16 protein-coding genes, 2 pseudogenes and 1 other annotated feature are annotated in these 23,883 nt (G+C 62.4%); of the genes and pseudogenes, 10 read left to right on the top strand and 8 right to left on the bottom strand.

Translation table 11 applies throughout. The features are described 5' to 3' along the window. Together AC099J_RS30520 and AC099J_RS30515 are read left to right on the top strand one after the other, a co-directional pair. A pseudogene (locus tag AC099J_RS30520) lies at positions 1-789 on the top strand (NADP-dependent phosphogluconate dehydrogenase); the annotation flags it as partial. A gap of 220 nt (positions 790-1,009) precedes the next feature. Continuing rightward, positions 1,010-2,179, top strand: coding sequence for a baeRF3 domain-containing protein (locus tag AC099J_RS30515; RefSeq protein WP_479619078.1), 1,170 nt, complete (start codon positions 1,010-1,012; stop codon positions 2,177-2,179). Positions 2,180-2,540: 361 nt separating this feature from the next. On the opposite strand, the gene AC099J_RS30510 is transcribed toward AC099J_RS30515, so the two are convergent. Continuing rightward, positions 2,541-3,641 (bottom strand): YihY/virulence factor BrkB family protein, encoded by a 1,101-nt coding sequence (locus tag AC099J_RS30510; RefSeq protein ID WP_479619077.1) that lies wholly within the window; start codon positions 3,639-3,641, stop codon positions 2,541-2,543. Between the two features lie 732 nt (positions 3,642-4,373). Here AC099J_RS30510 and AC099J_RS30505 point away from each other — a divergent pair. Both AC099J_RS30505 and AC099J_RS30500 read left to right on the top strand, forming a co-directional pair. Further along, complete coding sequence (locus AC099J_RS30505; RefSeq protein ID WP_479619076.1) at positions 4,374-10,358, top strand: PAS domain S-box protein; 5,985 nt, start codon at positions 4,374-4,376, stop codon at positions 10,356-10,358. Then, the gene (locus AC099J_RS30500) at positions 10,355-11,347 is read left to right on the top strand and encodes a diguanylate cyclase (RefSeq protein WP_479619075.1); all 993 of its coding nucleotides are present in this window, start codon (positions 10,355-10,357) and stop codon (positions 11,345-11,347) included. Before AC099J_RS30505 ends, AC099J_RS30500 begins: the two co-directional genes overlap by 4 nt. A gap of 113 nt (positions 11,348-11,460) precedes the next feature. Here AC099J_RS30500 and AC099J_RS30495 read toward each other — a convergent pair. Further along, positions 11,461-12,013 (bottom strand): annotated as a pseudogene (locus tag AC099J_RS30495) (transposase); the annotation flags it as partial. Next, positions 11,628-11,744, bottom strand: a sequence feature (AL1L pseudoknot). (Overlaps the previous pseudogene by 117 nt.) A gap of 322 nt (positions 12,014-12,335) precedes the next feature. Continuing rightward, positions 12,336-13,325: a DUF4419 domain-containing protein gene (locus AC099J_RS30490; RefSeq protein ID WP_479619074.1), complete on the bottom strand. Its 990-nt coding sequence runs from the start codon at positions 13,323-13,325 to the stop codon at positions 12,336-12,338. A gap of 731 nt (positions 13,326-14,056) precedes the next feature. Between AC099J_RS30490 and AC099J_RS30485 the strand changes: the two genes are divergently transcribed. Beyond that, positions 14,057-15,061: a formylglycine-generating enzyme family protein gene (locus tag AC099J_RS30485; RefSeq protein WP_479619073.1), complete on the top strand. Its 1,005-nt coding sequence runs from the start codon at positions 14,057-14,059 to the stop codon at positions 15,059-15,061. A 113-nt stretch (positions 15,062-15,174) separates the two neighbouring features. Here AC099J_RS30485 and AC099J_RS30480 read toward each other — a convergent pair whose 3' ends face one another. Continuing rightward, the gene (locus tag AC099J_RS30480) at positions 15,175-16,059 is read right to left on the bottom strand and encodes a hypothetical protein (protein ID WP_479619072.1); all 885 of its coding nucleotides are present in this window, start codon (positions 16,057-16,059) and stop codon (positions 15,175-15,177) included. 29 nt (positions 16,060-16,088) lie between these two features. On the opposite strand from AC099J_RS30480, the gene AC099J_RS30475 reads away from it, so the two are divergent. Then, positions 16,089-16,547: a helix-turn-helix domain-containing protein gene (locus tag AC099J_RS30475; RefSeq protein WP_479619071.1), complete on the top strand. Its 459-nt coding sequence runs from the start codon at positions 16,089-16,091 to the stop codon at positions 16,545-16,547. Positions 16,548-16,694: 147 nt separating this feature from the next. Here AC099J_RS30475 and AC099J_RS30470 read toward each other — a convergent pair whose 3' ends face one another. Beyond that, positions 16,695-16,961 (bottom strand): hypothetical protein, encoded by a 267-nt coding sequence (locus AC099J_RS30470; protein ID WP_479619070.1) that lies wholly within the window; start codon positions 16,959-16,961, stop codon positions 16,695-16,697. Between the two features lie 218 nt (positions 16,962-17,179). Here AC099J_RS30470 and AC099J_RS30465 point away from each other — a divergent pair, with 218 nt between their 5' ends. The 4 genes from AC099J_RS30465 (at position 17,180) to AC099J_RS30450 (ending at position 21,099) form a co-directional block, all read left to right on the top strand. Further along, positions 17,180-17,527, top strand: a complete 348-nt coding sequence (locus AC099J_RS30465) for a hypothetical protein (RefSeq protein WP_479619069.1) — start codon at positions 17,180-17,182, stop codon at positions 17,525-17,527. A gap of 1,095 nt (positions 17,528-18,622) precedes the next feature. After that, complete coding sequence (locus tag AC099J_RS30460) at positions 18,623-19,060, top strand: helix-turn-helix domain-containing protein (RefSeq protein WP_479619068.1); 438 nt, start codon at positions 18,623-18,625, stop codon at positions 19,058-19,060. A gap of 1,534 nt (positions 19,061-20,594) precedes the next feature. Next, on the top strand, positions 20,595-20,795 hold the full coding sequence (locus tag AC099J_RS30455) for a hypothetical protein (protein WP_479619067.1): 201 nt from the start codon (positions 20,595-20,597) through the stop codon (positions 20,793-20,795). Positions 20,796-20,847: 52 nt separating this feature from the next. After that, positions 20,848-21,099, top strand: a complete 252-nt coding sequence (locus tag AC099J_RS30450) for a hypothetical protein (RefSeq protein WP_479619066.1) — start codon at positions 20,848-20,850, stop codon at positions 21,097-21,099. Between the two features lie 434 nt (positions 21,100-21,533). Here AC099J_RS30450 and AC099J_RS30445 read toward each other — a convergent pair whose 3' ends face one another. Genes AC099J_RS30445 through AC099J_RS30435 form a run of 3 tightly spaced genes read right to left on the bottom strand, consistent with a single transcriptional unit; the run spans position 21,534 to position 23,826 of the window. Next, a complete protein-coding gene (locus tag AC099J_RS30445; protein WP_479619065.1) occupies positions 21,534-21,998 on the bottom strand; it encodes a DUF2269 family protein in 465 nt (154 codons plus the stop codon). A gap of 2 nt (positions 21,999-22,000) precedes the next feature. After that, positions 22,001-23,326 carry an SDR family oxidoreductase gene (locus tag AC099J_RS30440; RefSeq protein WP_479619064.1) on the bottom strand — a complete coding sequence of 442 codons (1,326 nt, stop codon included), beginning with the start codon at positions 23,324-23,326 and terminating at the stop codon, positions 22,001-22,003. Further along, complete coding sequence (locus tag AC099J_RS30435; protein ID WP_479619063.1) at positions 23,323-23,826, bottom strand: hypothetical protein; 504 nt, start codon at positions 23,824-23,826, stop codon at positions 23,323-23,325. The genes AC099J_RS30440 and AC099J_RS30435 overlap by 4 nt, the downstream gene beginning before the upstream one ends. Positions 23,827-23,883: the final 57 nt, after the last annotated feature.

The following is a 23,883-nucleotide window of genomic DNA, read 5'->3' as shown; positions in this document are numbered from 1 at the left end:
CCCCTGCTCCAGCCGGGTGACACCGTCGTCGATGGCGGCAACGCCCACTACCACCACGACCTGCGTCGAGTTGCCGCACTGGCAGCTTGCGGCATCGTTCTGGTCGATGTGGGTACCGGGGGCGGGGTAGCGGGTATCGACCGAGGGCTACTGCCTGACGGTGGACGGCGAGAACCTGGCCGTGGCGGGTCTCACGCCGCTGTTCGTGACGTTGGCGCCGGGTGCTGGCTCCGCTGTGGCACAGCGGGTCGTACCACCGTCAGCGGCAGTGCAGAGCAAGGCTGGTTGCGCCGCGGCCCGCGTGGCGCAGGTCACATCGTCAAGACGGTCCACAACGGAATCGAGTATGCGCTTATGGCTGCCTACGCTGAAGGGCTGAACATCCTGCACCGCGCTGATGCCGGACGGCCGTTGCGAAGCGCAGACGCTCAGACAACGCCACTTCGCCATGCAGAGCGTTACCAAGCTTCGACATGGCAGAGATCGTCGAGCTATGGCGCCGCGGCAGAGTGACCGGTTCTTGGCTGCTGGACCTGACAGCGGTTCGTTGGCCAAGGACCCTACGCTCGCCCGCTACCAGGGGCGTGTGTCCACTCCGGTGAAGGACGTTGGACAGTCCAGGCAGTCATTGACGAGGCCGTACCAGTGCCCGCGCTCAGCGCGGCGCCGTACGCACGCTTCGGCTCGCGCGGCGACGCCAACTTTGGCAATCGCGTGCAATCGTCGATGCGGCATGCGTTCGGCGGTCATGGTCAGGCGCAGGCCAAGGGGCACGATCCCCCGCGTTAAAGGCAGCGCCTTGCGAGAGCGCTGGCTGCTTGCGGTGGGTGGAAGGGCATCGTAGGCCATGCGCATCGGTTGCGGGAGCGCCTGCACATCGGCGCAGCAGCCTGGCGGCCTGAATGCCGGGTGCGTGCATTCTGCGTTCCGGGTGCGCCAGCGCACAGACCTGGCCGTCCATCGCGCCTAAGGTGTGTCGGCCAGCCCGAGCTCACTCCGAAGGTACGCATTGAAGACCCTGCACACACCCGATCCGCTGACCCAGGGGCGCCTCGCCGAACTGGCGTCGTTCCAGGGCCAGCCCTGTTTGTCCCTCTACCAGCCGACCCATCGGCAGCATCCGGGCAACGGCGAGGACCCGATCCGCTTTCGCCATCTGCTGGTGGCCCTGGAGACCTCGCTGCGACAGCAGCACACGGCCGACGCTGCCCGCACGTTGCTGGCCCCGTTCGAGGCGCTGGCGCAGGACCGGGAATTCTGGAACCACACCCTGGACGGCCTGGCCGTGCTGGGCGCACCGGGCCTGTTCCGTGTGTTCGTGCTGCAGCGCCCGGTGGCCGCGCTGGCAGTGGTGGCCGACAGCTTCCACACCAAGCCCCTGCGGCTGCTGGTGCAGTCGGCGGCGCGCTACCAGGTGCTGGGCCTGAGCCTGGGCCGGGTGCAGTTGTTCGAAGGGGACCGCCATGCGCTCGACCCCATGGCACTGGCGCCCGGCGTGCCGGCCACGATGACCGACGCCCTGGGCGAACAGCGCGCCGGCCCGCAGGCTACGGTGTCCTCGCATGGCGGCATTGGCCGCGGCCATATGGCAACGCACCACGGTCAGGGTGGCAACCCCGAAGAGATCGACAAGGATGTCGCGCGTTTCTTTCGCGCCGTGGACCGCGCCGTGCTGGAACACCACTCCCGCCCCAGCGGCCTGCCACTGATGTTGGCGGCCTTGCCGGAGCACCACCACCTGTTCCGCCTGGTCAGCCAGAACCCATGGCTGATGCCGGCGGGCGTGATGTGCAACCCGGAAGAGCTCTCGGCAGAGGTCTTGTGCGAACGCGCGTGGCAGGTCGCACAGCCCCAGCACGAGGCCCGGCAGGTGGCCTGGGCGGATGCGTATGGCGTGGCGAGCGCCAAGGGGCTGGGCAGCGCGAACCTGGACGAGGTGGCCTACGCGGCGGCGGGCGGGCGTGTGGCCAGTCTGCTGATCGAGGCAGAGCGCCAGTTGCCCGGCCGCATCGACGTCAGCACCGGCCGCATCGATGCGGCGGATCTTGGCCGTCCGCGCGTGGACGACGTGCTGGACGACCTGGGCGCGCTGGTGGAGAAGATGGGCGGCGAAGTCCATGTGCTGCCGGCCCGGCGCATGCCCTGCCGCACCGGCGTGGCCGCGAGCTTTCGCCACTGACGTCGAACCCCCCGACGTCAGGGAACACGGCATTCAGGCCAGACCACCGCCTGCGCGTAGCCGTGCAAGCAAGCGGACGGAAGGCACATCGCTGAAAGCGGTCCAGGCGGCCAAACACCGTCATGTCAAACGGGCGCGGTGAAGGTGCGTTCAAATCCCTGAACTCGTCGAATCGACGTCGGCAATACCTGGAAGTTTCTCTGGTGAAGGGGTATCGACTGAGCCTCGTCGAGCATGTGGGGCCGCAACCGCGCAAGACGCCGATACGTCAGGTCGCAGCGAGAGACGACTGCGGCGCCGCTTTGGAATGAGCTAACTCCACAGAAGGTGAACGTATAGCGGCAGCGAGAGCTTGAGCAACTCACGTTTTTTGCTTGCGTGCAACCCGTAGAAGTCGCTCCTCCTTCTTGACGCGAGTTTCGATCATCACCCGCAGCAATGCCAGGGCACCTAGCAACACGAGTTGTGGCAGCACGTTGGCGCTGGCGCGCACCAGCCGTTGACGCACATCCCCGGCGCTCTCTGTGTCTAGCCTCGTCGTTGATGTGCGGTCCGAAACGGGAGTATGCGCAGCCCCAACAGTGCTCTTCGTGGGCACCGGCATATCCGCTGGCCGATCATCCGCGTCCGGTGACGGGTTTTCGCCAGCACCATTCCGCCCCGCATAAACCTTGGTGAACTCTGCGCCCAGCAGGAATATTTGCGCTGCGTAGTAGACCCAGGCCAGCAGGATTACCAAAGCGCCCGCACCCGCGAACGACTCCGACAGCCCGCTCTTGCCGAGATACAGCCCAATGCCGAATTTGCCAGCCTCGAACAACCCCGCGGTGACCAGGGCACCGACCCACACGTCGCGCCATGCGACTTTGGCCGTAGGCATCAACTTAAAGATCATCGCGAACAACACGCTCATCACAGCGACGGACACAGCGATGTTGACGATCTGGAGCAGAGCCTCTTGGCCGGGCAGCAGCCCTCCCAGGTAACCACCGAAGGCCGCCAGGCCAGAACTGACGGCCAGCGACACCATGAGCAGGAACGCCAGCCCCAGGATCAGGCCCATCGAGAACACCCTAGCGCGCAGGATGCCCCATATTCCACTGGGCTTCTCGGACTCTGGCACGTGCCAGATGCGATCCAGCGCGCTTTGCAACTCCGCAAACACGCTGGTCGCGCCCACGATCAGGATGACGACGCTCAAAGCACCGGCCCACCAGCCGTTATCGCTGAGGCTCGCACTTTCGATCATGCCCTCGATGGCTTCGGCAGTGTCGGGTCCCATCAGGCCCGACAACTGGTTCGAAATCTGGCCGCGGACAGCCTCCACGCCGAATGCCAGCCCGGCGATGGCAATCACCAGCACCAGAAGGGGCGCCAGCGAGAACAGCGTGTAGTAAGAAATGGCGGCACCCATACTGGGCGCGAAGTCGTCCGACCAAGCTACCACCGTCTGTTTACCCATCTGGAACCACTTGCCCAGCTACATGATCGCGATCCTCCTTTTGGTACTGAGCCAATTGAGCGCCTCGGCAATTTCTCTCGCTCGAAGCTGACCGCCCGAGAGGGTGTAAGCCGTGAGCCTGCAAACGGAATGCTGCGACGATGAACCCCATCGTGAGAGGAGAGATTCCGCGTCGAAGAATAGCGGGCTCTTCGCGAGAGGCACAAGCGCCAGCGATCTGGGCTGCGCTCAAGGTCGCGGGCGGGACGGCGCTTTCAACCCCGCCCATCTGCGACTGGGCTGGCGGCATCGACTGGGGCGCCACGATCCCAAGCTCCGCCACTGCATGCGCTTGCGTGTCGTGCAGCGCGTCCAGCACTCCGTCCCAGGCCTGGAAGACACAGTGGGGTTTGCGATCGGTGCGCAGCGGCCGTTGATTCGTTGGCGACGTGACCAACGCGCCGACGCGTCGATGCGCCGCGGATCCTCCGAGTGTGCGGCTGTCAGTGTTCCGCGCCCGGGCTTGTCTTTCATGTCTTCCTTTCGGGCGATGGTGCGCTTGAATTCCTCGGCTTGGGTCGCTGCGAGTCCACAACGCTAGCGCGATCGCCCGAGCAGGTGGGGAGTTCTTGGTCATTTCGTCGACTTGGCCTTGGGCGCTTCTCGTAAGCTCACGAGGTCAATCGAGGGTTGGAAGTCAGCCCGCGCGCACGTATGCGCGCTCCGATGCCCTGCAACCGAGCCACGACGCCCATGAAACCAACCTCGCAAGCGATCGCCTCGGGAGGCTTGATTTGTGGTGACCGCACGGCATCTGCGATGCTTCGTCGCCTGCCGTTCCTCGGCGCCTTGGTGCTTAACCTGCTAGCTGTAGGCTTGTGCGTGTTCCTCCTCTCGCAGAGTCGGCTCAGAGAGCTGGCAGAAGCGCAGGCGCGGGTGGTCGGGCTAGTGCGACTGGTCGAACTGAACGTCTCCTCAACGCTCGACAAGGCTGGGCTCGCCTTGACCTCGACCGCGAATCAGGTTGAGCGTCAGTTGACGGCGCAGGGAGTCGATCAGCGAGTTCTGTGGCAAGTTGTCGATGCGGAGTCCGCGCAGGTCCCGGAAATCTTGCGCATCGGAGTCTTCGACGTGCAGGGCCAACAGATCTGCGCGTCACAAACTCGACGATGTCTCAACCTAGACATCTCGCGTCGAGACTACTTCCAGCGGTTGAAGGGCGACCCGGCCTCGGCAGTGACGCTGTACGGACCCTACATGAACATGGTCGACGGCCAATCGGCAATGGTGCTGGCTCGCGCCTTGCGACGCCCTGACGGAGCGTTCGTGGGCGTGGCCGCAGCGATCATTCCGGTTCGAGGTCTGCAAGCAATCCTGTCCGGGGTTGACGTGGGATTGGGGGGCCGCGCCGGACTGCGCAGCGGAGACTTGGGTCTGCTGTCGGCGCCTCAGGGACTGTCCTACGCGCCGGCGGAGTTGGCAAAGCGGAGCAAGTTGTCCGCCGAATTGGTGAGTGCAGTCAAGGCGAACCCCAACGAGGGAACTTACCGGGCGCCGTCGGGCTTTGACGACGTCGACCGCCAGGCGGCTTACAGGCGTCTGCCCAAGTACCCGCTGTACGTGCTCGTCGGCCTCGCCACAACCGATATCCTGACGCTCTGGCGCCAGACAGCGGCCTGGACCGCAGGCTTTCTATTGCTCTTTGCCGCAACTTCGCTTGTCATCGTCCGCCTGATACAGAGCGGGATGAAGCGCCAGGAAAAAGTTCAAGCGCTGTTAGCTCAGGTCACGGAAAGCGAGCACCTTCTTCGAAGCCTTTACGAGACGACACCGGCCATGTTGCACGCCGTCGACCTCGAGGGGCGTCTGGTCGTCGTCAGCGATGCCTGGCTTGCAAAACTTGGCTATGCAAGGTCCGACGTGCTTGGTCGGCGATCTATTGAATTCTTCACCGAAGCCTCGCGCCAGCATGTGCTGTCAGAGGGGCTGCCCGCTTCGATAGACCAGAGCGGACAGGATGACCTCGAACTCCAGATGATCACCAGCTCCGGCGATGTGATCGATGTCCTGCTGTCGGCCAAGGTGGAGCGCAGCGTGGACGGTACGCTGTTACGAGTCGTCGCCGGCCTGCAGGACGTGACACTGCGCCGCCGTGCCGAACTGGCACTCGACCAGGAGCGGCAGCGTCTGCAGAGCATCATCGAAGGCACGGGCGCAGGGACTTGGCAGAGCAACCTCGAGACTGGCGAAGACAGCGTGAGCTTGAACTATGCGTCCATGCTGGGCTACACGCTCGATGAGTTTCGCCAAGCAACAAGTGTGTCGTTCATGGACCTGGTGCACCCCAGAGACCGGCCGGGCGTCTTGCTGGCGCGGCAAGAGCATGTCGACGGGAAGACCGCGGCATACGAGACGGAGTTCCGCATGCAGCACCGCGACGGGCACTGGTTCTGGGTGTTCAGTCGTGGCAGCGTGTTCCAGCGCGATGACCAGGGCAGACCGACCGCCATTTCGGGCATCCACCTCGACATCACCACGCGGAAGGAGACTGAGCGGCAGCTGAACCGTGAGCGCAAGCAGCTGGCCAACATCCTTGAAGGCACGAACGTCGGCACCTGGGAATGGAACGTCGAGAGCGGCGAGTGCAAGTTTAATGAACGATGGGCCGGCATCTGTGGCCGCAATCTGGCCGAAATGGGTCCAAGCACCATCGACACCTGGAGGAGCCTCACACATCCGGAAGACATGAGCTTTTCCTCGGCACTGTTGGAGCGTCACTTCACCGGCGATCTGCCGTACTACGAGGCCGAAATCCGCGTGCGGCACAAGGATGACCACTGGGTCTGGGTACTCGACCGCGGCAAACTCTTCAGCCGCAGCGATGACGGGCGCCCTCGGTGGATGGCCGGCACCCGCCTGGACATCACCAAGCGCAAGCAGGCCGAGGAGGCCCAGCGCGATTCCAGCGAGCGTTTTGAGCTCGCCGCCGAAAGCGCCGGCATTGGCGTATGGGAGCTCGATCCAGCCACAGGCAAGGTGCAGTGGGATGATCGAATGTTCCGTCTCTACGGAAGCCGTCGCAGTGAACAGCACAAGCCCAAGGATCTCTGGTATGCCCGGGTGCATGTGGATGATTTGCCGCACGTGAAGGCTGCGCTGCAGCAGGCCGCGACCGACAGTCGGTCCAATGCCGAGTTCCGCATCGTGTGGCCAGGCGGTGAACTTCACTACCTGCGCGCGCACGCGCAAGCCGTCCGCAACGCGCACGGCGAACCCGTCCGCATCATTGGCGTAACGTTCGACATCACCGAGCGGCGAATCGCCGAAGACCGGCTGCGGGCGAGCAAGGCGTTCCTTGACAGCGCGGGGCGCGTGGCGGGTGTCGGTGGCTGGATGCTCAACATCGCCTCAGGTGACATCGAGTGGACCGACGAGACGTGCAGGATCCACGACGTACCAGCCGGATTCAAGCCGTCGATGGGCCAGGCCATCTGCTTCTACGCGCCTGAAGCGCGGCCACAGATCGAGCAGGCCGTAGCTCACGCTCTGGCCAGCGGCCACGGCTGGGACCTTGAACTGCCGCTCATCACTGCTAGCAGAAGGTTGATATGGGTTCGCGCTATCGGCGAGGTCGAGACACACAAAGGCAAGGCGGAGCGCCTCGTGGGCGCGTTCCAGGACATCACGGCGCGTCGCGCACTGGAAGCGGAGCTGCGCACGAAGAACGAAGTGATGTCCAGCATCCTGGAGAACCTCCCTTGCGGTCTCAGCGTGTTCGATAGGAACCTGGAGCTGGTGGCCTCCAACACAGAATACCGCAAGTTGCTGGGCTTCCCGGATGAACTCTTCGAACCGACAAATCCCCGCTTCGAGGACTTCATCCGCTACAACGCCAAGCGCGGGGAGTACGGAGACGGCAACATCGACCAGACCGTGCAAGCCATTGTCGAACGGGCAAGGTTGCCTGCGGTGCATCATCGATTCGAGCGAGCCCGACCGAACGGTTTGCCGGTCGAGGTGCAAGGCGCGCCAATGCCCAACGGCGGCTTCGTAACGACCTACACCGACATCTCCGAACGGAAAAAAGCTGAACTCGCACTCCAACAGCGCGAGCGTCTGATGCGCCTAGTGATCGACAGCTTCCCCGGGCCGCTCGCCCACTGGGACACGGACATGCGCTGCACGATCGCCAACCGTGCCTATCGAGACTGGATGGGCCTGGACCCAGAGCAAATGATCGGCCACATACAGAGCGAATTGCTCAGTCCTGAAGCGTATGCGCGCAACGAACCGCACATCCTGGCGGCACTGCGCGGCGAAGAACAACGAGTTGAACGGTCCCGCGTGGTCTCCGACGGGTCCATGCGTCACTACTTCTTGCACTACTTGCCCGACCGCGACGGCGAGCACATCCGCGGGTTCATCTCGGTGGTGGTCGATGTCTCCGAGATGAAGCAGGTCCAGCTCCAGTTGCAGGACCGCACGGCCCAGGCAGAACAGGCTAACGTCGCAAAGAGCCAATTTTTGGCCAACATGAGCCATGAGATCCGCACGCCGATGAATGCGATTCTCGGCATGTTGGCGCTTCTGAAAAAGACCGATCTGACCGCACGCCAGGCCGACTACGCTGTGAAGACGGAGGGTGCCGCGCGTTCGCTCCTGGGACTGCTGAACGAAATTCTCGACTTCTCCAAAGCTGAGGCCGGGAAAATGACGCTGGACCCGCACCCTTTCCGAATGGATCAACTGCTGCGGGATCTGTCGGTGATCCTCTCGGCCAACGCCAGTGGCAAAAACATCGAAGTGCTCTTCGACGTCGACCCCAAACTGCGCTGCGACCTGCTCGGCGATGCCATGCGGCTCCAGCAGGTGCTGATCAACCTCGGTGGGAACGCGATCAAGTTCACGCAGAATGGCGAAGTCGTGGTGTCCGTCGACATGGTCGCCTCCAACGACGACACGGTGGTGCTCGAGATCGGTGTGCGCGACTCCGGCATCGGCATCGCTCCCGAACACCATGAGCGGATCTTCAGCGGCTTCACCCAGGCCGAGGCGTCCACCACGCGCCGCTTTGGAGGCACGGGCCTTGGGTTGGCGATCTGCCAACGCCTAGTCGCGTTGATGGGCGGAACGCTGCAGATAGACAGCATTGTCGGCAAGGGCAGCCGCTTCTACTTCCGGATCGAGTTGCCGCTGGCACCGTTCACGTTGCAGGACGAGCGCATCGATGCGAGGGGCCACGCCAGCGTCCCCGTACGGGCCCTGATCATCGACGACAACCCTGTGGCGCGCGATGTCACCAAGCGCATGGCACTCGCGCTGGGGTGGTCGGCAGTCGTGGCTGACAGCGGGGAGGCCGGCCTTCGTGTTCTTCGAGAAGCCAGTGCCCCGTTCGACGCCGTCTTCGTGGACTGGCAGATGCCGGGCCTGGACGGCTGGCAGACTGCTCGCGGTATCCGCGACATCGCAGGCGCAGCACCCGCTATCGTGATGGTGACCGCGCACGGCCGCGACACACTGGCACAGCGCACACCCCAAGACCAGGACCTGATCGACGGTTTCCTCGTCAAGCCCGTGACGGCTTCGATGCTCCACGACGCGCTTGTCGCCGCACGTGCCGTGTGCAGCCCACAAGCCCTTCCTGTGAGGATGGCGACCGTGCAGTTGTCAAGGCTTGCTGGTCTGCGCTTGCTAGTCGCCGAGGACAACGCCAACAACCAACAAGTTGCACGCGAGCTGCTGGAGGACGAGGGGGCCGAGGTAGTGATCGCAGTGAACGGGCTCGAAGCCGTGGAGGCTGTCGCCGCCGCCGATCCACCGTTCGATGCCGTGCTGATGGACCTGCAGATGCCGGTGATGGACGGCTTCACCGCCACCAGCCGCATCCGCCAGGACCTCGCTCGGCTGGAGCTGCCCATCGTCGCTATGACCGCGAATGCAATGGCGTCGGACCGCGAAGCCTGCCTGTCTGCGGGCATGAACGAGCATATCGGAAAGCCGTTCGATCTGGATCACCTTGTAGACGTACTTCGCCGCCTGGTCGGTCGCACAGCCATAGCGTCGGCGGAGCCCGTTTTTAAAGCCGGCGCCACAGTCGGAACGTCCACGCTGCATGCAGCAGCAGCGGCTGGTGTCGAGATTGAGGCTGCGCTGGGCCGGCTGGGCGGGAATCGGAAGGTGTATGGGCGCACCTTGCGCGACTTCGTCAAGGACCTGACTTCGTTGCCCGGCCAGCTTTTAGCACAGCTTGAGCGGGGCGCGCTGGCCGACGTAGCCCGCGAAATTCACACACTCAAAGGCGTTGCTGCGACAGTGGGAGCCATGGCGCTGTCACGCTGCGCCGGCGAGGCCGAAAGAGTGCTGACCGCCGATCCGACGGCTGCCGATACCGCCGCCTCCGTGAAGGATGTGGCAGCGTTCATCGGCACGGCTTTGCAGCAGCTGACAGCGCTGTGCGCGACGCTGGATGATGCCAACATGGCCAACGTTGTTCCGGCCCCCACGGCTGCGCCCCTGACCGCTGCAGACAACGAGGTGCTGTCGGGTGTACTGATTGCGGTCTCCACGATGCTCGCAGCTTCAGACTTGGAAGCGATCGAGACCGTGAAGACCTTGCGGACACGTCTGCCCGTAGCGGCGGGCCCGCGACTGGACGCCCTGGACGAAGCGGTCGAGAGTCTTGACTTCAAGACTGCGCTGACCCACTGCAACAATTGGTTGAAGGACTGCACTTCATGACGAATCATCCCACCGGCGACGCTGTCCAGTTGCTGACCCCGGGTACTGAAGCCGCAGATGCGCGGCCCCGCTTGCTGATTGTCGACGACCAGCGTGCCAATATTCAGGCGCTGTACCAGACATTCGCTGCTGATCACAAGGTGTCAATGGCCATCAGCGGCGAGCAGGCATTGGCCATGTGCCGGAGTCAGCCTCCCGATCTAATCCTGCTCGATGTGGTCATGCCGGGCATGGACGGCTTCGAGGTGTGCCAACGCCTGAAGGCAGATGACACGACCAAGGACATCCCGGTGATCTTCGTCACCGCTCACAACGACGAGGAGGCGGAGACCCGCGGTTTGGATGTCGGCGCCGTCGACTTCATCTCCAAGCCCATCAACCCCAGGGTGGTGCGGGCCCGGGTCAAGACGCACCTGACGATGAAGCGTCAGGCCGACCTGCTGCGGCAGTGGGTCTACATCGACGGCTTGACCAGCGTTTGCAACCGCCGCTACTTCGACGAACGTCTGAAGATTGAATGGGACCGAGCGGTGCGCACGGGTACAGCATTGAGCGTTGCGCTGGTGGACGTGGACCTGTTCAAGCGCTACAACGACCACTATGGTCACCAGGCAGGCGATGACTGTTTGCGGCGCGTCGCGGCGGCAATGAAGGCATCCATCAAGCGTCCTGCAGATATGGTGGCCCGGTACGGCGGTGAAGAATTCGTATTGTTGTTGCCCGAGACTGACGCGGCTGGCGCCTTGCAGTTGGCCAATCAGGTGAGACAGCAGGTGCTGGACGTAAAGATTGATCACGCTGGATCGGATGTGGGGCGCCTGCTAACGATCAGCGTTGGTGTTTGCACGAAGATGCCCCACGGCGACAGCAGTGCTGCAGCCTTGCTACGTGAGGCGGATGCCCAACTCTATATCGCTAAGTCGCGAGGGCGCAATCAGGCCTATGGTGTCGTGCTCGCCAGCATCTGCACACCAGAGGCCGCCCACTGAGCCCTTGAGCCAGGTCGCTAGGTGTAGCGCGCATGATCAGAATGAGCGTTCCTCGAAATCGGGTTGTGAGGCCTAGGCACGGGGGATCGGCAAGCTCAAGCAGCCGGCTGAGGCTCGACGGTGCAGCGCGCAACTGCCAGACCCTCGCAGTGCAACTGGCGCCAGGCCTTGTCGGCGCCGTAGACCTGCAGGTTCTGCTCGAACACACGCTGCACCTCGGGCAGCAACTGGGCATCACGCTTGGACCGCGCTGGCGCGCTGCGTGCTGGCGATACGCCGACGGGGCGACCTGCAGCGCTGTGCAGATCGGCTCGACCCCGCACCGAGCGCGGTGCTCGTCGATGAAGGCGTTCACCTCTTGTGATGGCCGTCGAGCTTCGCCTGGGCGACATACGCGCTGGCCAGCTTCCGGATCTCGTTGGTCTTGCGCACCTCGCGCTCGAGCTCCCTGATGCGCTGCCGCTCGGCCGTCGTGGAACCTCAGCGCACGCCGCTGTCGCGCTCGCCTTGGCGAACCCACTTGCGCAGCGTCTCGCCCGTGCAGCCGATCTTGGCCGCAATCGACTCTATTGCCGCCCACTGAGACGGGTACTGGTCCTTAGCGTCGAAGACCATGCGCACCGCACGCTCGATCACCTCGGCGGAAAACTTCGGGGCCTTCTTCATGTTGGCTCCATTCTCAATCGAAGGAGCCTCCTCAAAATCCGGGGCTGTTCAGTTCCTCTGGCTGCACGCCCCCCGAGAATGCTCACTTCAGATCCTGATTCTCGGAGTGTTGCCGATGGCCGAGCCAGATTTCTTCCGCCAATCGCTTGCCGAATGATCGATCCGCGCCACTGCCGGCGGTGGCGAATCCATTTCTGACGCCGCCCAGCAACGCCGCCTCGCGTCAGTCCGTCGCCTCGAGCTCCTGCGTAGCCTCGAGCGCCGTCAACCGGGTGTCGGCTTCGCGCGGATCCTTCAGCCGACCATCCCTTACTTCTGTCTCTCAGTCGTACACGACGGCCCACCCGAATGAAGTGCTGAGCGCCTGTGTTCGGGAGTGTTGCTCGACGCCGAACATCCCTGCGACGAATCTCATGTCGTGCGTAGACCCGGTGCTCAGGTCGACCAGACGAAATGGTGCGCTGGCAAGTCCCTGCGGGATGGCGTCGATGCTGGGGCCTTCCACCATGTCGAACTCGAGTTGGCCACGACCGCGCGCCTGCGCCCGAAGGAAGCCTTCTTGCCATGTCGCCAGATACCGGTTCGGGGCCACCGCTTTAGTTGTCCAATTGACAATGAGGTAGGGGAACAAGGTGACGATCCACCCCGTGAGTTCGGCCGGACCCGATCCGCTCTCGTACCGGAAAAATGACCGCCAGAAATGGATGTCGACTTCCCCTGCGGCCGTGTCGGCAATCTTTTCCAGGATGGGCGTGAGCGCTGAACTCCAGGTTCCCAGGCCATATTCGGCCAGTTGCTTGACCCGCGGGATCATCGACAACCAATCTTCGGGCGTTCCGAGCAACGTGATCTCGGGAATGCCACAGCCGCAGAGTGACTCGTACTCGAAATACCCTTGAAAAGTGTCCATCCAACACACGTCGAACGCGGCGCGCTCGACGCCCGTTGTAGTGGAAAAGCGTGTGCTGACGACGTCGATCAGTTTGCCAACCCGCGCTCCGATCTGATCAGAAAAGGAAGCGAACACCTCCGGCCAAGGGTTCTCCTGACCAAGAACGAAATCCTCCCGGACCACGGTGAGCTTTTCCTTGCCGTCGTGCTGGACCAGCCGATACCGAAGCTTCTCTGTGTTCTGCCCGACGTGTGTTGCAAAGCCCTGGGCGATGCAGAACCAGACGTCGTCAGGCCGGATGACAAGCGGATGATGTTGGTAGAAGGCAGTGCAAGCTGCTTTGGCAAAACCATGGATGGTGTCGCATAAAACCAGCTCTTGAGCGGGGTCCCCCATGGCCTCCACGCGCATGGCCAGCATGCTGCTCACACTTGCGCGGGCGTCGAGCCGTCTGAGAGGCGTGCCTCGGGGAACCTCGGAGAGTGCAAAGGTTGTCATGATCAATCCAGAGAGTTGGGGGCAGCAAACGGGGCAAGATCGGCTTTTGCGACTGCGGCACCCGCTTCAATGAGTTTAGGAACTGCTGACGCGGACCACCTTCAGGTCGCACCGACTTGCAATGGGGCGACCTTGACGCGAAGAATGCTGCGCAGCGACGCTCACGTCAACGCCCTCCATGTTGAAGCTTCTGGAAGGGCTGGCCTGGCATCCGTCGATTTGAGGATGATCGATCCGGCATCTGGCGACAGCGTGGCTTACCATGCGGCGAGGCCCACCTTTTCGCCCGGCGCCCAGACGCCCTCGGAGGTGCCGCGGCGTCTTCCGCCCTGGCGCTGGAGGGGCTTGAAGCGGCTTCGGATAGTGGAAAGAATCAATTCTTGCGGACGCAAGGTCTTACGAAGCCGGCTCAGAACCGAGTGTGCCGACTGAAACGGGGGATGCCGCCAAAATTGCTGAGCTACGGACCCGGTTGGCCTTTGAAGTTCACCGAAGGCATGGCCGCCCCTGGGCTGTCTGGCTCTATGCGCTTGCGCACGCTCGTCAGGCAGTTGCGAGTTGTATGGCCCCAGAGGTTGCGTGCCGACTCGCTGGGTCAAGGTACGGCGTCTGATTCATTTTTCATGCGTTGAGTGCCTCACTGGGGAAAACAAATGCGCCTGCTTTCATCAGGCCAGACCTTGCGCTCGGCGGCATGGCTGTGCGCAGTTTTTGGCAGTTCGGGCTGCAGCGTGCTCGGCGGCACGGGTGAGATCGACATCCTGGTCAACAGCCTGGGAATGCAATTTGTCCGGATCCCACCAGGCGAGTTTGCGATGGGCGCCGAGCACGCGCTGCACGAACTGCAGGAGATCTATGTGGGAACCGAGCCCCATCGCCTGGAAGATCTTAGGGATGAGCGACCGCTTCACCAAGTGCAGATCACCCGCGCGTTCTACATGGGACGCACCGAGGTCACACGTGGCCAGTTCCGCACGTTCGTGCAGCGCTCAAGGTACGTACCTGAATCCATCGCCGACGGAACTGGTGGCTACGGCTACGACCCTGACTACGATCCCCAAGCCACTGCACGCGGCGACGCGTTCGCAGGGCGCAACCCACGCTACTCGTGGGAATACGCGGGGTTTGCACAGGACGACAGCCATCCGGTCGTCAACGTGACGTGGAACGACGCACAGGCGATGGTGCGCTGGTTGACAAAACTAGAGGGCCGGCGCTACCGGCTGCCGACAGAAGCCGAGTGGGAATACGCCTGTCTTGGTTCCGGGCATCCAGTGCCTAGGTCGTTGCATGGACAGGCCAACGTGTTTGATGCTGACACCGCCGTTCATTGGCCACAGTGGTCTCAACGGGCGTTTCCATTTCGCGACGGGTATGCCTTCACGGCCCCGGCAGGCGCACTTGCGCCCAATGCGTTCGGGCTGCATGACATGGTGGGCAACGTGTGGGAGTGGACGGCCGACTGGTACGGGCAGAACTATTACGCCGCCTCTCCGAAGAACGATCCACAAGGGGCCGAACAGGGCGACGTCAAAGTCCGGCGTGGCGGGTCGTGGCACACGTGGCCGCTGTACGCGCGATGTAGTTACCGGAATTGGAACACTCCGGAGACCCGATACGTTTTGGTTGGCATCCGGATCGTGCTCGAGGCGCCGTAACGGGTGGTGCCGACATGTGATCGATAGCGTGGTCCTTGCACTGCAGAGAGCCACGGTGTTGGCGCACCGAGTTTCGGTAGCCTCGTCAGCGCACCTCGATTACCGCCACGACCTCATCTTTGACGGCGGGGCCGTTCGAAATGCATTCCCGACAACTCCCAAACGTCAATAACGATCTCGTCGCCGCTGTGCTGTTCGCACAGACACAGGACCCAGCCCTTCAGCCCGCTGAGCCGGGCCGGTTGACCACACACCATGCAAGCTGTTTCGGTGGCGTCCCGCGCCTGCGCGACCTTCATTCGGATCTCGTGAGCGACCGCGTCAACGGGACCTTCCTCTGCGCTCCAGCGTTCATGGTATCGATGCTTGTCTGGTAGAAGAACGACGCGCCCGTCGATCAAGTACACGTAGCGAGCGGCACCGAATTTCTCCTTGGCGACCGCCCACCTAAAACCCCGCTTGTCGCCTCCGAGAAGCGCATCCACTTGGAAGCAAAGCTCCGAAAAGCCCGTGAACCACCCGCTGTAGAAAGTTAGGCTCTCCCGATCCGAGGGATCAAACATGTACGGGAAGCGATCAGCAAGCTCTGCAAGCCGCGCATTCCGCTCCTCGACCGTGCTGGTTCTTCTTCGACGAATCCAGAGGAGCTGATCGCGACCAGCTGGTCTGTTTGATCCGTCGTACGGGCAACGGTCCATGTCTGATTGAAGCACCAAGGTATGGCTCGTACCGTCCTCGGCTTGGCGAGCCAGCACGCGATCGGCGCTACGAACGGACCACTCCCCCTCGGCCCACGGTTGAACTTCCAAGACGGTGTCAAAGATTTCGTCACCGTTAAGTTCCGCCTTCAGGTCTCGTTCTGAAGTAACAAGCTGATGACGACCACTGACCTCGCTCAGGATCCAGAAGGGCAGACCTTCTGCAACCCGCACTGCAAGTGACTTGCCCTGCCACCCAAGTTGAGGGGTTTGCTGGGAGCCGGATTTGACGTTTGGCATCACACGCCTTTCTCGAATGCATCCGCTGAATGAACGTCGACCGCCCGCGGTCAGATCGACCGAAAATAGAGGAACTTTTGTTCCTGTTCTGGCTGCATTCTAGATGCGCTAATTCCAGCGTGACAAGGAGCCAAACAAAACCTCGACCTCATGCCAATTTTCGGAAGGTGCTGCGCACCGCTCGGGTCGCCCAGGGCATGTCGCAGGAGGCATTGGAGGGAGCGACATCATCGCGATACGTGAGGATGCTCGAGCGGGGCGACCGCGCGCCATCGCTCGCGATCGTGGACGAGATCGCAAGCGCGCTAGGCGTCCATCCGCTGACAATGCTGGCGCTTTGCTACGTCCAGTCGCCGACAGGGGCCTCGGTGTCGCCGTTGCTCCGCCAGGTGATGGAGGAGGTGGAGGGCCTAAACGTACGGGAGTTCTCGTCCGCAACCCTCGCTGGCGGCAGGTCTCGAAAGAACCCTGCAGAAACCGCCGATTGAGCGACTCGAGGCGCTTGGGGGGACGGCTCCTCTACCAACGAGGGTGACTTCCGGAGCCCTACGGATCCATTTATCGATGATGGCCTCAGGGCACGGCCCGGGTTGCCGGGGAAAATTTCCCTTCCACGCTTTGACGCTACTACCGTCTCAGGTAGGTTTTGGATCGTCCATCATCTTGCGCAGCTTTCCGGACACAGCGCTTTCGGAGCGAAAGTAACCCAACACGGTTGTCATGCGCTGGTGCCCCGTTGAGGCCATCGTCAGGAAGCGGCCTGTTCTGACGACCGGCTTCCGTGACAAACCCGGATTGCCGGCCAGCCAGCAGGCATCGCGCCACAACAATGTCACGTTCGGCTGCCGCTGCCAGGGGCCCATCAATGCGATTTTCGCGGCGCACGCGACGGAAGATTTCACCGTCTTTGACTTCCTGTAGCTTCAGCCGGTCCACCACCCAGCATCGAAACTACTGCGGTTCCGGCCAACGGATTCGCCTCTTCAGGTCGGTCCTCGCAACTTGGGTTGGACTTGCCCTGGGCGAGGGTGTAGACGAAAGCCTTCGCATCACGCGCTCTGCAGATTCTCCAACTGAGGCGCCGCGCCTTCAGAGCGACTGCGCAGCCCGCAGTGCGCGGATGATGCCGGGTAGTTGGGAGGGCATTCTCCATTTGGTGGCGGGCAACAAGTCCTTCAGGGGCGTGCTGGTGGAGCGTTCAAGCCGCTTGGTGCTGCTGGGCAAGATTGACGACGCAACGGAAAGCTCGGCGCTGGCTGGCCCCATCGCCAAGTTCAACGCGATTCCCGATCCGACACGCAAGAGCTTTACCAACGAACAAGGCAAGGAGATGCGCTCACCAGCAGTTGGCAGCCCCCGCGCGCACCCGCGCGAACTCCAACAGGCTGCTCCGCCACTGCCCGCCCGAGGGCGACAAACTGGAGCATGGACAGCCAGGACGACCTGGACGCCATCGCCGACATTCTAGGAAAGGTAGACCTCGCGCAACGCAAGGCTCAACAGGCCGCTGGATGTGTTCCCACAACTGCTGGGCACGGCACAGCTGGCCTCCGTTTTCTCCGGAATAACCAGCCTGTGGCTTCGAAGTTGAAACGGCCAAGCTAAATGTCGCACAACTACGACTAGTCAGCGCGCTTGGTCGAAAAATCGTCCCGACGCGGCGGGGAGGGCGCGCACTGACACATAGCAATAGTCTCATGCCGCTAAATAGGGACGAGTTCTTCGGAGTGAACAGTCACAGTCCACGTCGCCTGAAAGCTACAGTCTGGATTGCATAGGTGCATTCTGAACTAGTTCCGCAAGGAAAGCATGGAAGCATCTCTGCTGTTGAAGATGTGAGCCTTGGCGAATTACTCCGCGTCGATAGGTTTGATGCAGACGGAGATTTTGATCGGCCCGGGGTGGTATTTTGGCTTCCAGGGGAACGGTGAAGCATTAGTCGTGGTATAGCCGGCAAAGAATGAACACCGACCATCTAACGCTAGCGCCACTTGACAGGCGACGATGAACGTTCTGATTAGCGGGCCGGCGTAGTTAAAATCGTTCCTACTAGTCTACAGCTCTAGGGCTGCTTTGACAGCACGCGTAGTCGCTCCGGAAATAAAAACGACATCGAAAGCTTCAGACCTCAGCCAAAACGAGTAGTTCTGAAGGTCTATTCGTCGTAATAAGCGAGACGCGTAGGCCCCGCTAAAAATCCACCTCATCACTTCAATGCGCCGATTCGCATCGTAAGCTGGCGGTGGTGGCGGGTCTATATATCCCAAAATAATTCGCGCCGCTGCGTCGGACTAAAACATCATCAGCTCATCATGTCGTGCCGGTTTCTGCAAAAAGCTGTGGGCACCCAAACCGCGGCCCGCATCCTAGCGGTGCGCATATTGTTGCAACTTTAAACTGACTAACCATTGACTCGGAAGGGGCGAGCATGTTTAAGGCCTCGTAGGCGTGCAAGTTCTGATAACTGGAATTGTCGGAACATAAGAAATCGGCTCTGCACAAGACTGTTTTCTGGCGTTCGAACGATAAGATCGGTTGCTCCGAAGTTACTGAGCCGAGTGATATGAATGGTTTTGATGTTGCAGATGTACAACGCATTGCCGACTGTCTGAAACACGCAAGCAGTATTCAGGAATTCCGCCGCATCCAGTGCGTACTTTTGCGTGCTACCTTGGGTAGTTCGGCCGCGCAGATTGCAGAGATCCTAGGGTGGAGTACCGAAACCGTCCACGTCCTTCATTCGAGGTGGCGCCGGGAGGGGGAGCCTATCTTCTCCATGCGTGGCTCTGGCGGACGGCGAAACTCCAGCATGTCCGAAACGGATGAGATCGAGTTCTTAAGCCCGTACGTCAAGCGACTGGAGGCGGGAGGAAGCTTCAGCGTCGCAGAGGTTCGAGTGGCATTCATCCGGCGTACGGGCCGGCCTGTAACATCGTCGACCATCCATCGGCTGTTGAAACGGCATTCGTTGGGTCCCGATGTTCGAAAGCGGAACCTTTGAAGGGACGAATGGTTCAGATCTTGGCCATGCCAAATCGCCAATGTCCTCCTGATTCGCTCGAACCAGCACCTAAATCTTGAACGCTTCAATGCTGCAGCCCTAAAACGCAGCCGGGCAGGTCGAAGATGTTACGAAATGTAGAAATATCGAGTTGGTTCACGGTCGCTGACGTGCCTCCGTCAGCCATCGATAAAATGCTGTAACTGGAGCCTAGGGCTCAGACCTGGAATAGTACGCTTCGCCGATCGTTCGTTCGATGCTCGAAATCTTGTCCGAGGCAGGAGTAATCTAGGCCCATTGCTTGAGAATAAGGCAGTCGCGTGGCCTGGGCCTTTAGAATCGTCTGGCTTTAGGCGCTATCTGCCCGGCGACTCTTACGCTTATGTATAGGCTAGCAGTCCGCCAAACTCGATCATAATTCGAATGGGCAGCGCCCTAGGTAGACACCAGTTTCCATGTTCGTTGGATCTTGAAACGTAGATGCTTCACGTAATCTTCTGCTGTTGGATGGCATTCTGCCGAACGAAATTTTTGCTAATCTACTTTGCAAGTTGTGCGTCGAGCGCGACGCGCGGCAATTGTGAGGTTTCTGAAGCTTAATGTATAGCCCCGTTTCACATCTTATGTGGAGTCGCCATACGGGAAACCGCTCTTAGACTCGAGAGCTACAGACGCCTTAGTACCGAAGCCTGTCAATACGAGTGCACAACCACTGGCTAAAGAGGCAATACTTGCCTGTCCGCACCGCCACTTGCATTGGGTACGGCGCGGGCGTAACTCCGCTTCCAAATCCCGCCTGCTGGCCAACACGCGGTCGGTTCATTTATCGTTTCCGAAAAACATACCGCCTTCATGATAATGGAAATAAAGAGTTGAATCGAGTCAAGACCCAATGTGCGCGCATACGACCGCACGAGTCTGAAAAACTTTCTAGGCGCTCGGCGTATGTCCAAATTGGGGCAGGGCGGTCGCAAGTTTGAAGTGCGACATGGCGCTTTGTGGTATCGCCCCCAATGGGCCCAACTACTCGCACGTAGCGCCCGCCGATCGGATGGTGGTTGAGGCCCCGCCGAAAGCGCGGCTTCAGCGGCTAGGCCATTGCGCGCAGCTGAACTTCAGCCGCTGCACCATTCACCGCGAAATCAACTGCAGCAAAAGCACGCCGATGGGACTGGTGAGCAGCTACCAGTCCGACGTTGCCCAGGCACGCTCGCAGGCCAACCGATGCGTGGGCGCTGACACGCGCCGCAAGTTGGGCAACGATAACGACTCGCCATTGTGGCGCACGATGGTGAACGGTTGCGTTGCCGCTGATCGCCCCAGCAGATCGCAGGCAAAATGCCGCGCACGAACAAGGCAGCGATCCAGGCAGAGCTCGCGCTGCCCGCGCTACCCATGCCGGTGTCGCACGAGACGATCTACTGTGCGATGCCGCCCACCACGCTGCGTACCGAATTGGCCTGCCTGCTGCGCGAGAGCCACAACGCCTGCTTAGCGGCGCGAGTGCACTGCGCGGAAGGGTGGCCTGCCCAACATGATCGACATCTGCCCGCGACCGTCCGAAGTGGCTGCGCGCATCGTGCCCGGTCATTGGGGAGGCGATCTGATCAAGGGTGCCATGGACCGCAACTCGGTGGGCACACTGGTCGAACAACTAAGCGGCTACACCTTGCTGGTCAAGCCCGATGGCAACCTCCGCGCAGATGTGCTCGAGCGTCAAGCGTGGCCTCAATAGCATCCCGGAGATCTGCGCAAGACCATGACGCACGACCAGGAAGGAGATGGCAATGCACGAAGCGCTCAGTGCCCAGCTCAGGATGGACATGTTCTGCGACTCGCGCAGTCCCTGGCAGCGTCGCTCAACGACGCCAACGGCTTGGTGCGAGTTCGTGCCCAAGGGCATGGACCTCAGCCGGGTCAGTCATAAGCAACTCACGGCCATGGAGCACATGCTCAGCCACCGGCCGCGCAAAGCTCTCTCCTTCCATTCCCGGCACGAAGCTGCGGATCTCATTGCCGGCGTCGCACTTCAAGCTTGAACCCTCTTAGGGCACGGCGGCTTCGTTGAAACTCACGCAGAGCGGACTTTGCCTTCAGGAGTCGGCCGGTTGATCTATGCCCGTGAGGAGGTACAGGGCTCCGGTAACCGACGGAACCTGGTGCATGAGGATGGTGATGCGGCGACTCAATTCCGTCGTTTATTTGCAACAAACCTGCGAATTTTGCTGTGCACTGCGCGTGGGGGCACTTTTGGGGGCATTTCTTACCAACTGCAGTATGGTGCCGTTGAGGGTATTGGCACACGCGCGTAGATTAGGCTCCCTCCGTTCCGCCAGGAACTGATTTCAAGGAGGCGCATACAGCCTCAGAAAATCGCGTAAAGCCCCGCCAGCCGGGGCTTTTTCGTCTCAAGACGCCTCATGGCGTCTCTCGACATCCTGGGGGCTTCGGGGACGATTTGGGGGTGCCACGCTCACGCAGGCTTGGCCACCATCAGCCAGAAGATGCCGAGGAAGGCGAGCAATGCCGGCACCCCCAGCGCGCACCAGCCCCAGAAGTAGCGCCAATAGCCTGGCGGCAAAGGCGTGCCGTCGTGCTGGGCCTGGGCCGCGATGTCGCGCAGCCGCATCTGCAGCCAGACCACCGGCAGCCAGCACGCCATCGCCAGCACATACAGGGCGATGGACCAGTGCAGCCAGCGTGCTGACTGTGTAAAGCCGGCGAGGTGCATGAGCCACCACCCCGTCAGCGGTTGCAGCACGGCGGTGGTGGCGGTGAACAGCCAGTCGGCGCGCACCACCCAGCGCGTCACACCGGCGGTGAGTGCGACGTCGCGGCTCAAACTGGCCACCAGAAGGTAGAAGGCCGTGCCGATGCCGGTGCCGAACAACACGGTGGACGACAGGATGTGCAGCCATTTGGCCAGCATGTATTCCATGGCTACAAACGCCTGCGCTGCAGCGCCCACAGCACGGCGATGAGCGCAAGCATGGGCAGGTTCTTGGACAGCGGCCCGTAGGGGTGCAGCCACCACTGCGGCATGGTGAACGTGATCATGGCGGTGTAGCCCGCGATCACGATGAACTGCGCGCACCACACGCGCGCCATGTAGCGCGCAGGCGCTGCCAGCGTCAACACGCCCAGGGCCAGATCGAGCAGGGCGCCGGCGTACAGCGCAGCCAGGGCCAGTGGGCCGCGCAGGCCGAAGTCGGCCAGCAGTTGCAGGCTGTCGGCCACTGGGTACAGGCCGAATGAGACCGCTGCGGTCCAGAGCCAGACCGCCGCCACGCTGAGTCTGGCAAGCGGCACCAGCGTGTCCAGCAGCGCCGCGCGCGCCGCCTCAACACGCTCGCCGGGCGAGATGAAATCGGCCACCGGCCGCGGCGCATGGCCCAGCAGGGCGGCGATGCCGCTCGCGTCGCCTTCGTTGCCGCGCAGCAGCATGCGGACCGCATTGCCGTCGATGGGGCTGCCGGGCAGCACGCCCACCACATCCGCCGCCGCGATGCCCAGCCAGGGCGGCACGCGCAACACCCAGGCCGGTTGTCGAAAGTCCAGCGCAACGCGTAGCGCTGCAAGGTACGCCTTGAGCGTCAGAGGGGTCGGTCCCACCGCGGCCAGGGTCATGCAGCCTGCCGCTGGGCTTGTGACCCAGCGCACGATGGCCTCGACCAGATCGTCCAGATAAACCGGCTGCACCCGCGCATCCGATGCCGGCAGCACCAGCATGGGCAGCGCGGCCAGTTGGCGGAACAGCCGCGCACTCGGGCCGTGTGGCGCCACCACCAGCGAGGGCTGGACGATCAGCGCGCCTAGCGGCAGCGCGCGCAGTGCCTGGTCGGCCGCGTGCTTGCTGCGGTGATAAGCCGTCACCGCATGCGCGTCGCTGCCCAGCGCCGAGAGCTGAACGACGTGCGGCACCCCGGCCTGGACGGCACCCTCGAACAACGCGATGGGCCCCCGCGTGTGCAGGGCTTCGAAGCTCTGGCGGCCCTGCTCGCGAAAGATGCCAACGGCGTTGACCACCACGTCCACCCCGGCAAGTTGCTGCGCCCACCAGCGTGCTGCGGGCACGCTGGCCATGTCAGCGGTGATCGTCGTCATCTGGTTGCCATCGGCCAGGGAGCGGGTGCCGCGCGCCGCGGCGATCACCTGGTGCCCCCGCGCGGTGAGCGCCCGTACCAGCGCGGCGCCGATCAGGCCGGTTGCACCGACGATCAGCACCTTGGCCGGGCGCACACGGGTGGCCGGGGATGCGAGGCTCATGGCCGTGGGCGTGTCGCGCTTCGGTAGACCGCCAGCGTTCCCAGTGCCAGACCGAGGGCGAAGGCCACGTACACGCCTGCCAGGGCAGGCTTGGACAGCCGGTGCTCGAAGCCCGGCGTGAACCGGTGGGGCGTCAGCCGGAAATCCACGAAACAGGCCAGCGCGCTCGTCGCGGCACTGCCCAGCACGGCGCCTGTGCCGGTGCGCAGGGCAGGCCTGTTGCGCGCGGCGAGCGCGTACAGCCCGGCCCAGAACACCGACGTTACGTGGTGCGTGGCGTAGCCCGATGCCGTGTGCGCAACGTCGACGTTCTGCCGGTGCAGCGCCTCGTCGCCCCAATACCAGTGGCTCACGGCGTTCAGGGGCGCGGCGGCCGAGCCGTTCTCGCGCCGCCCGGCCGCGCCCAGCACGCCGGCAGACAGCAAGGCGGCCAGCGTGCCGGCCACCAGGCTGTGCGCGATCGTGGTGGAGGCGGACGCGCGGTTGAGAGAAGCGTGCATGGTGTTCTTTCGAATGTGTAGAGGGGCGGGCGCAGGGCAGAGCGGTGGCGCAGGGGG

This window comes from Rhodoferax sp. RT4P68 (assembly GCF_056521305.1).
Note: the sequence above shows the minus strand (reverse complement) of the source record. Positions and strands in the feature narration are given on the sequence as shown.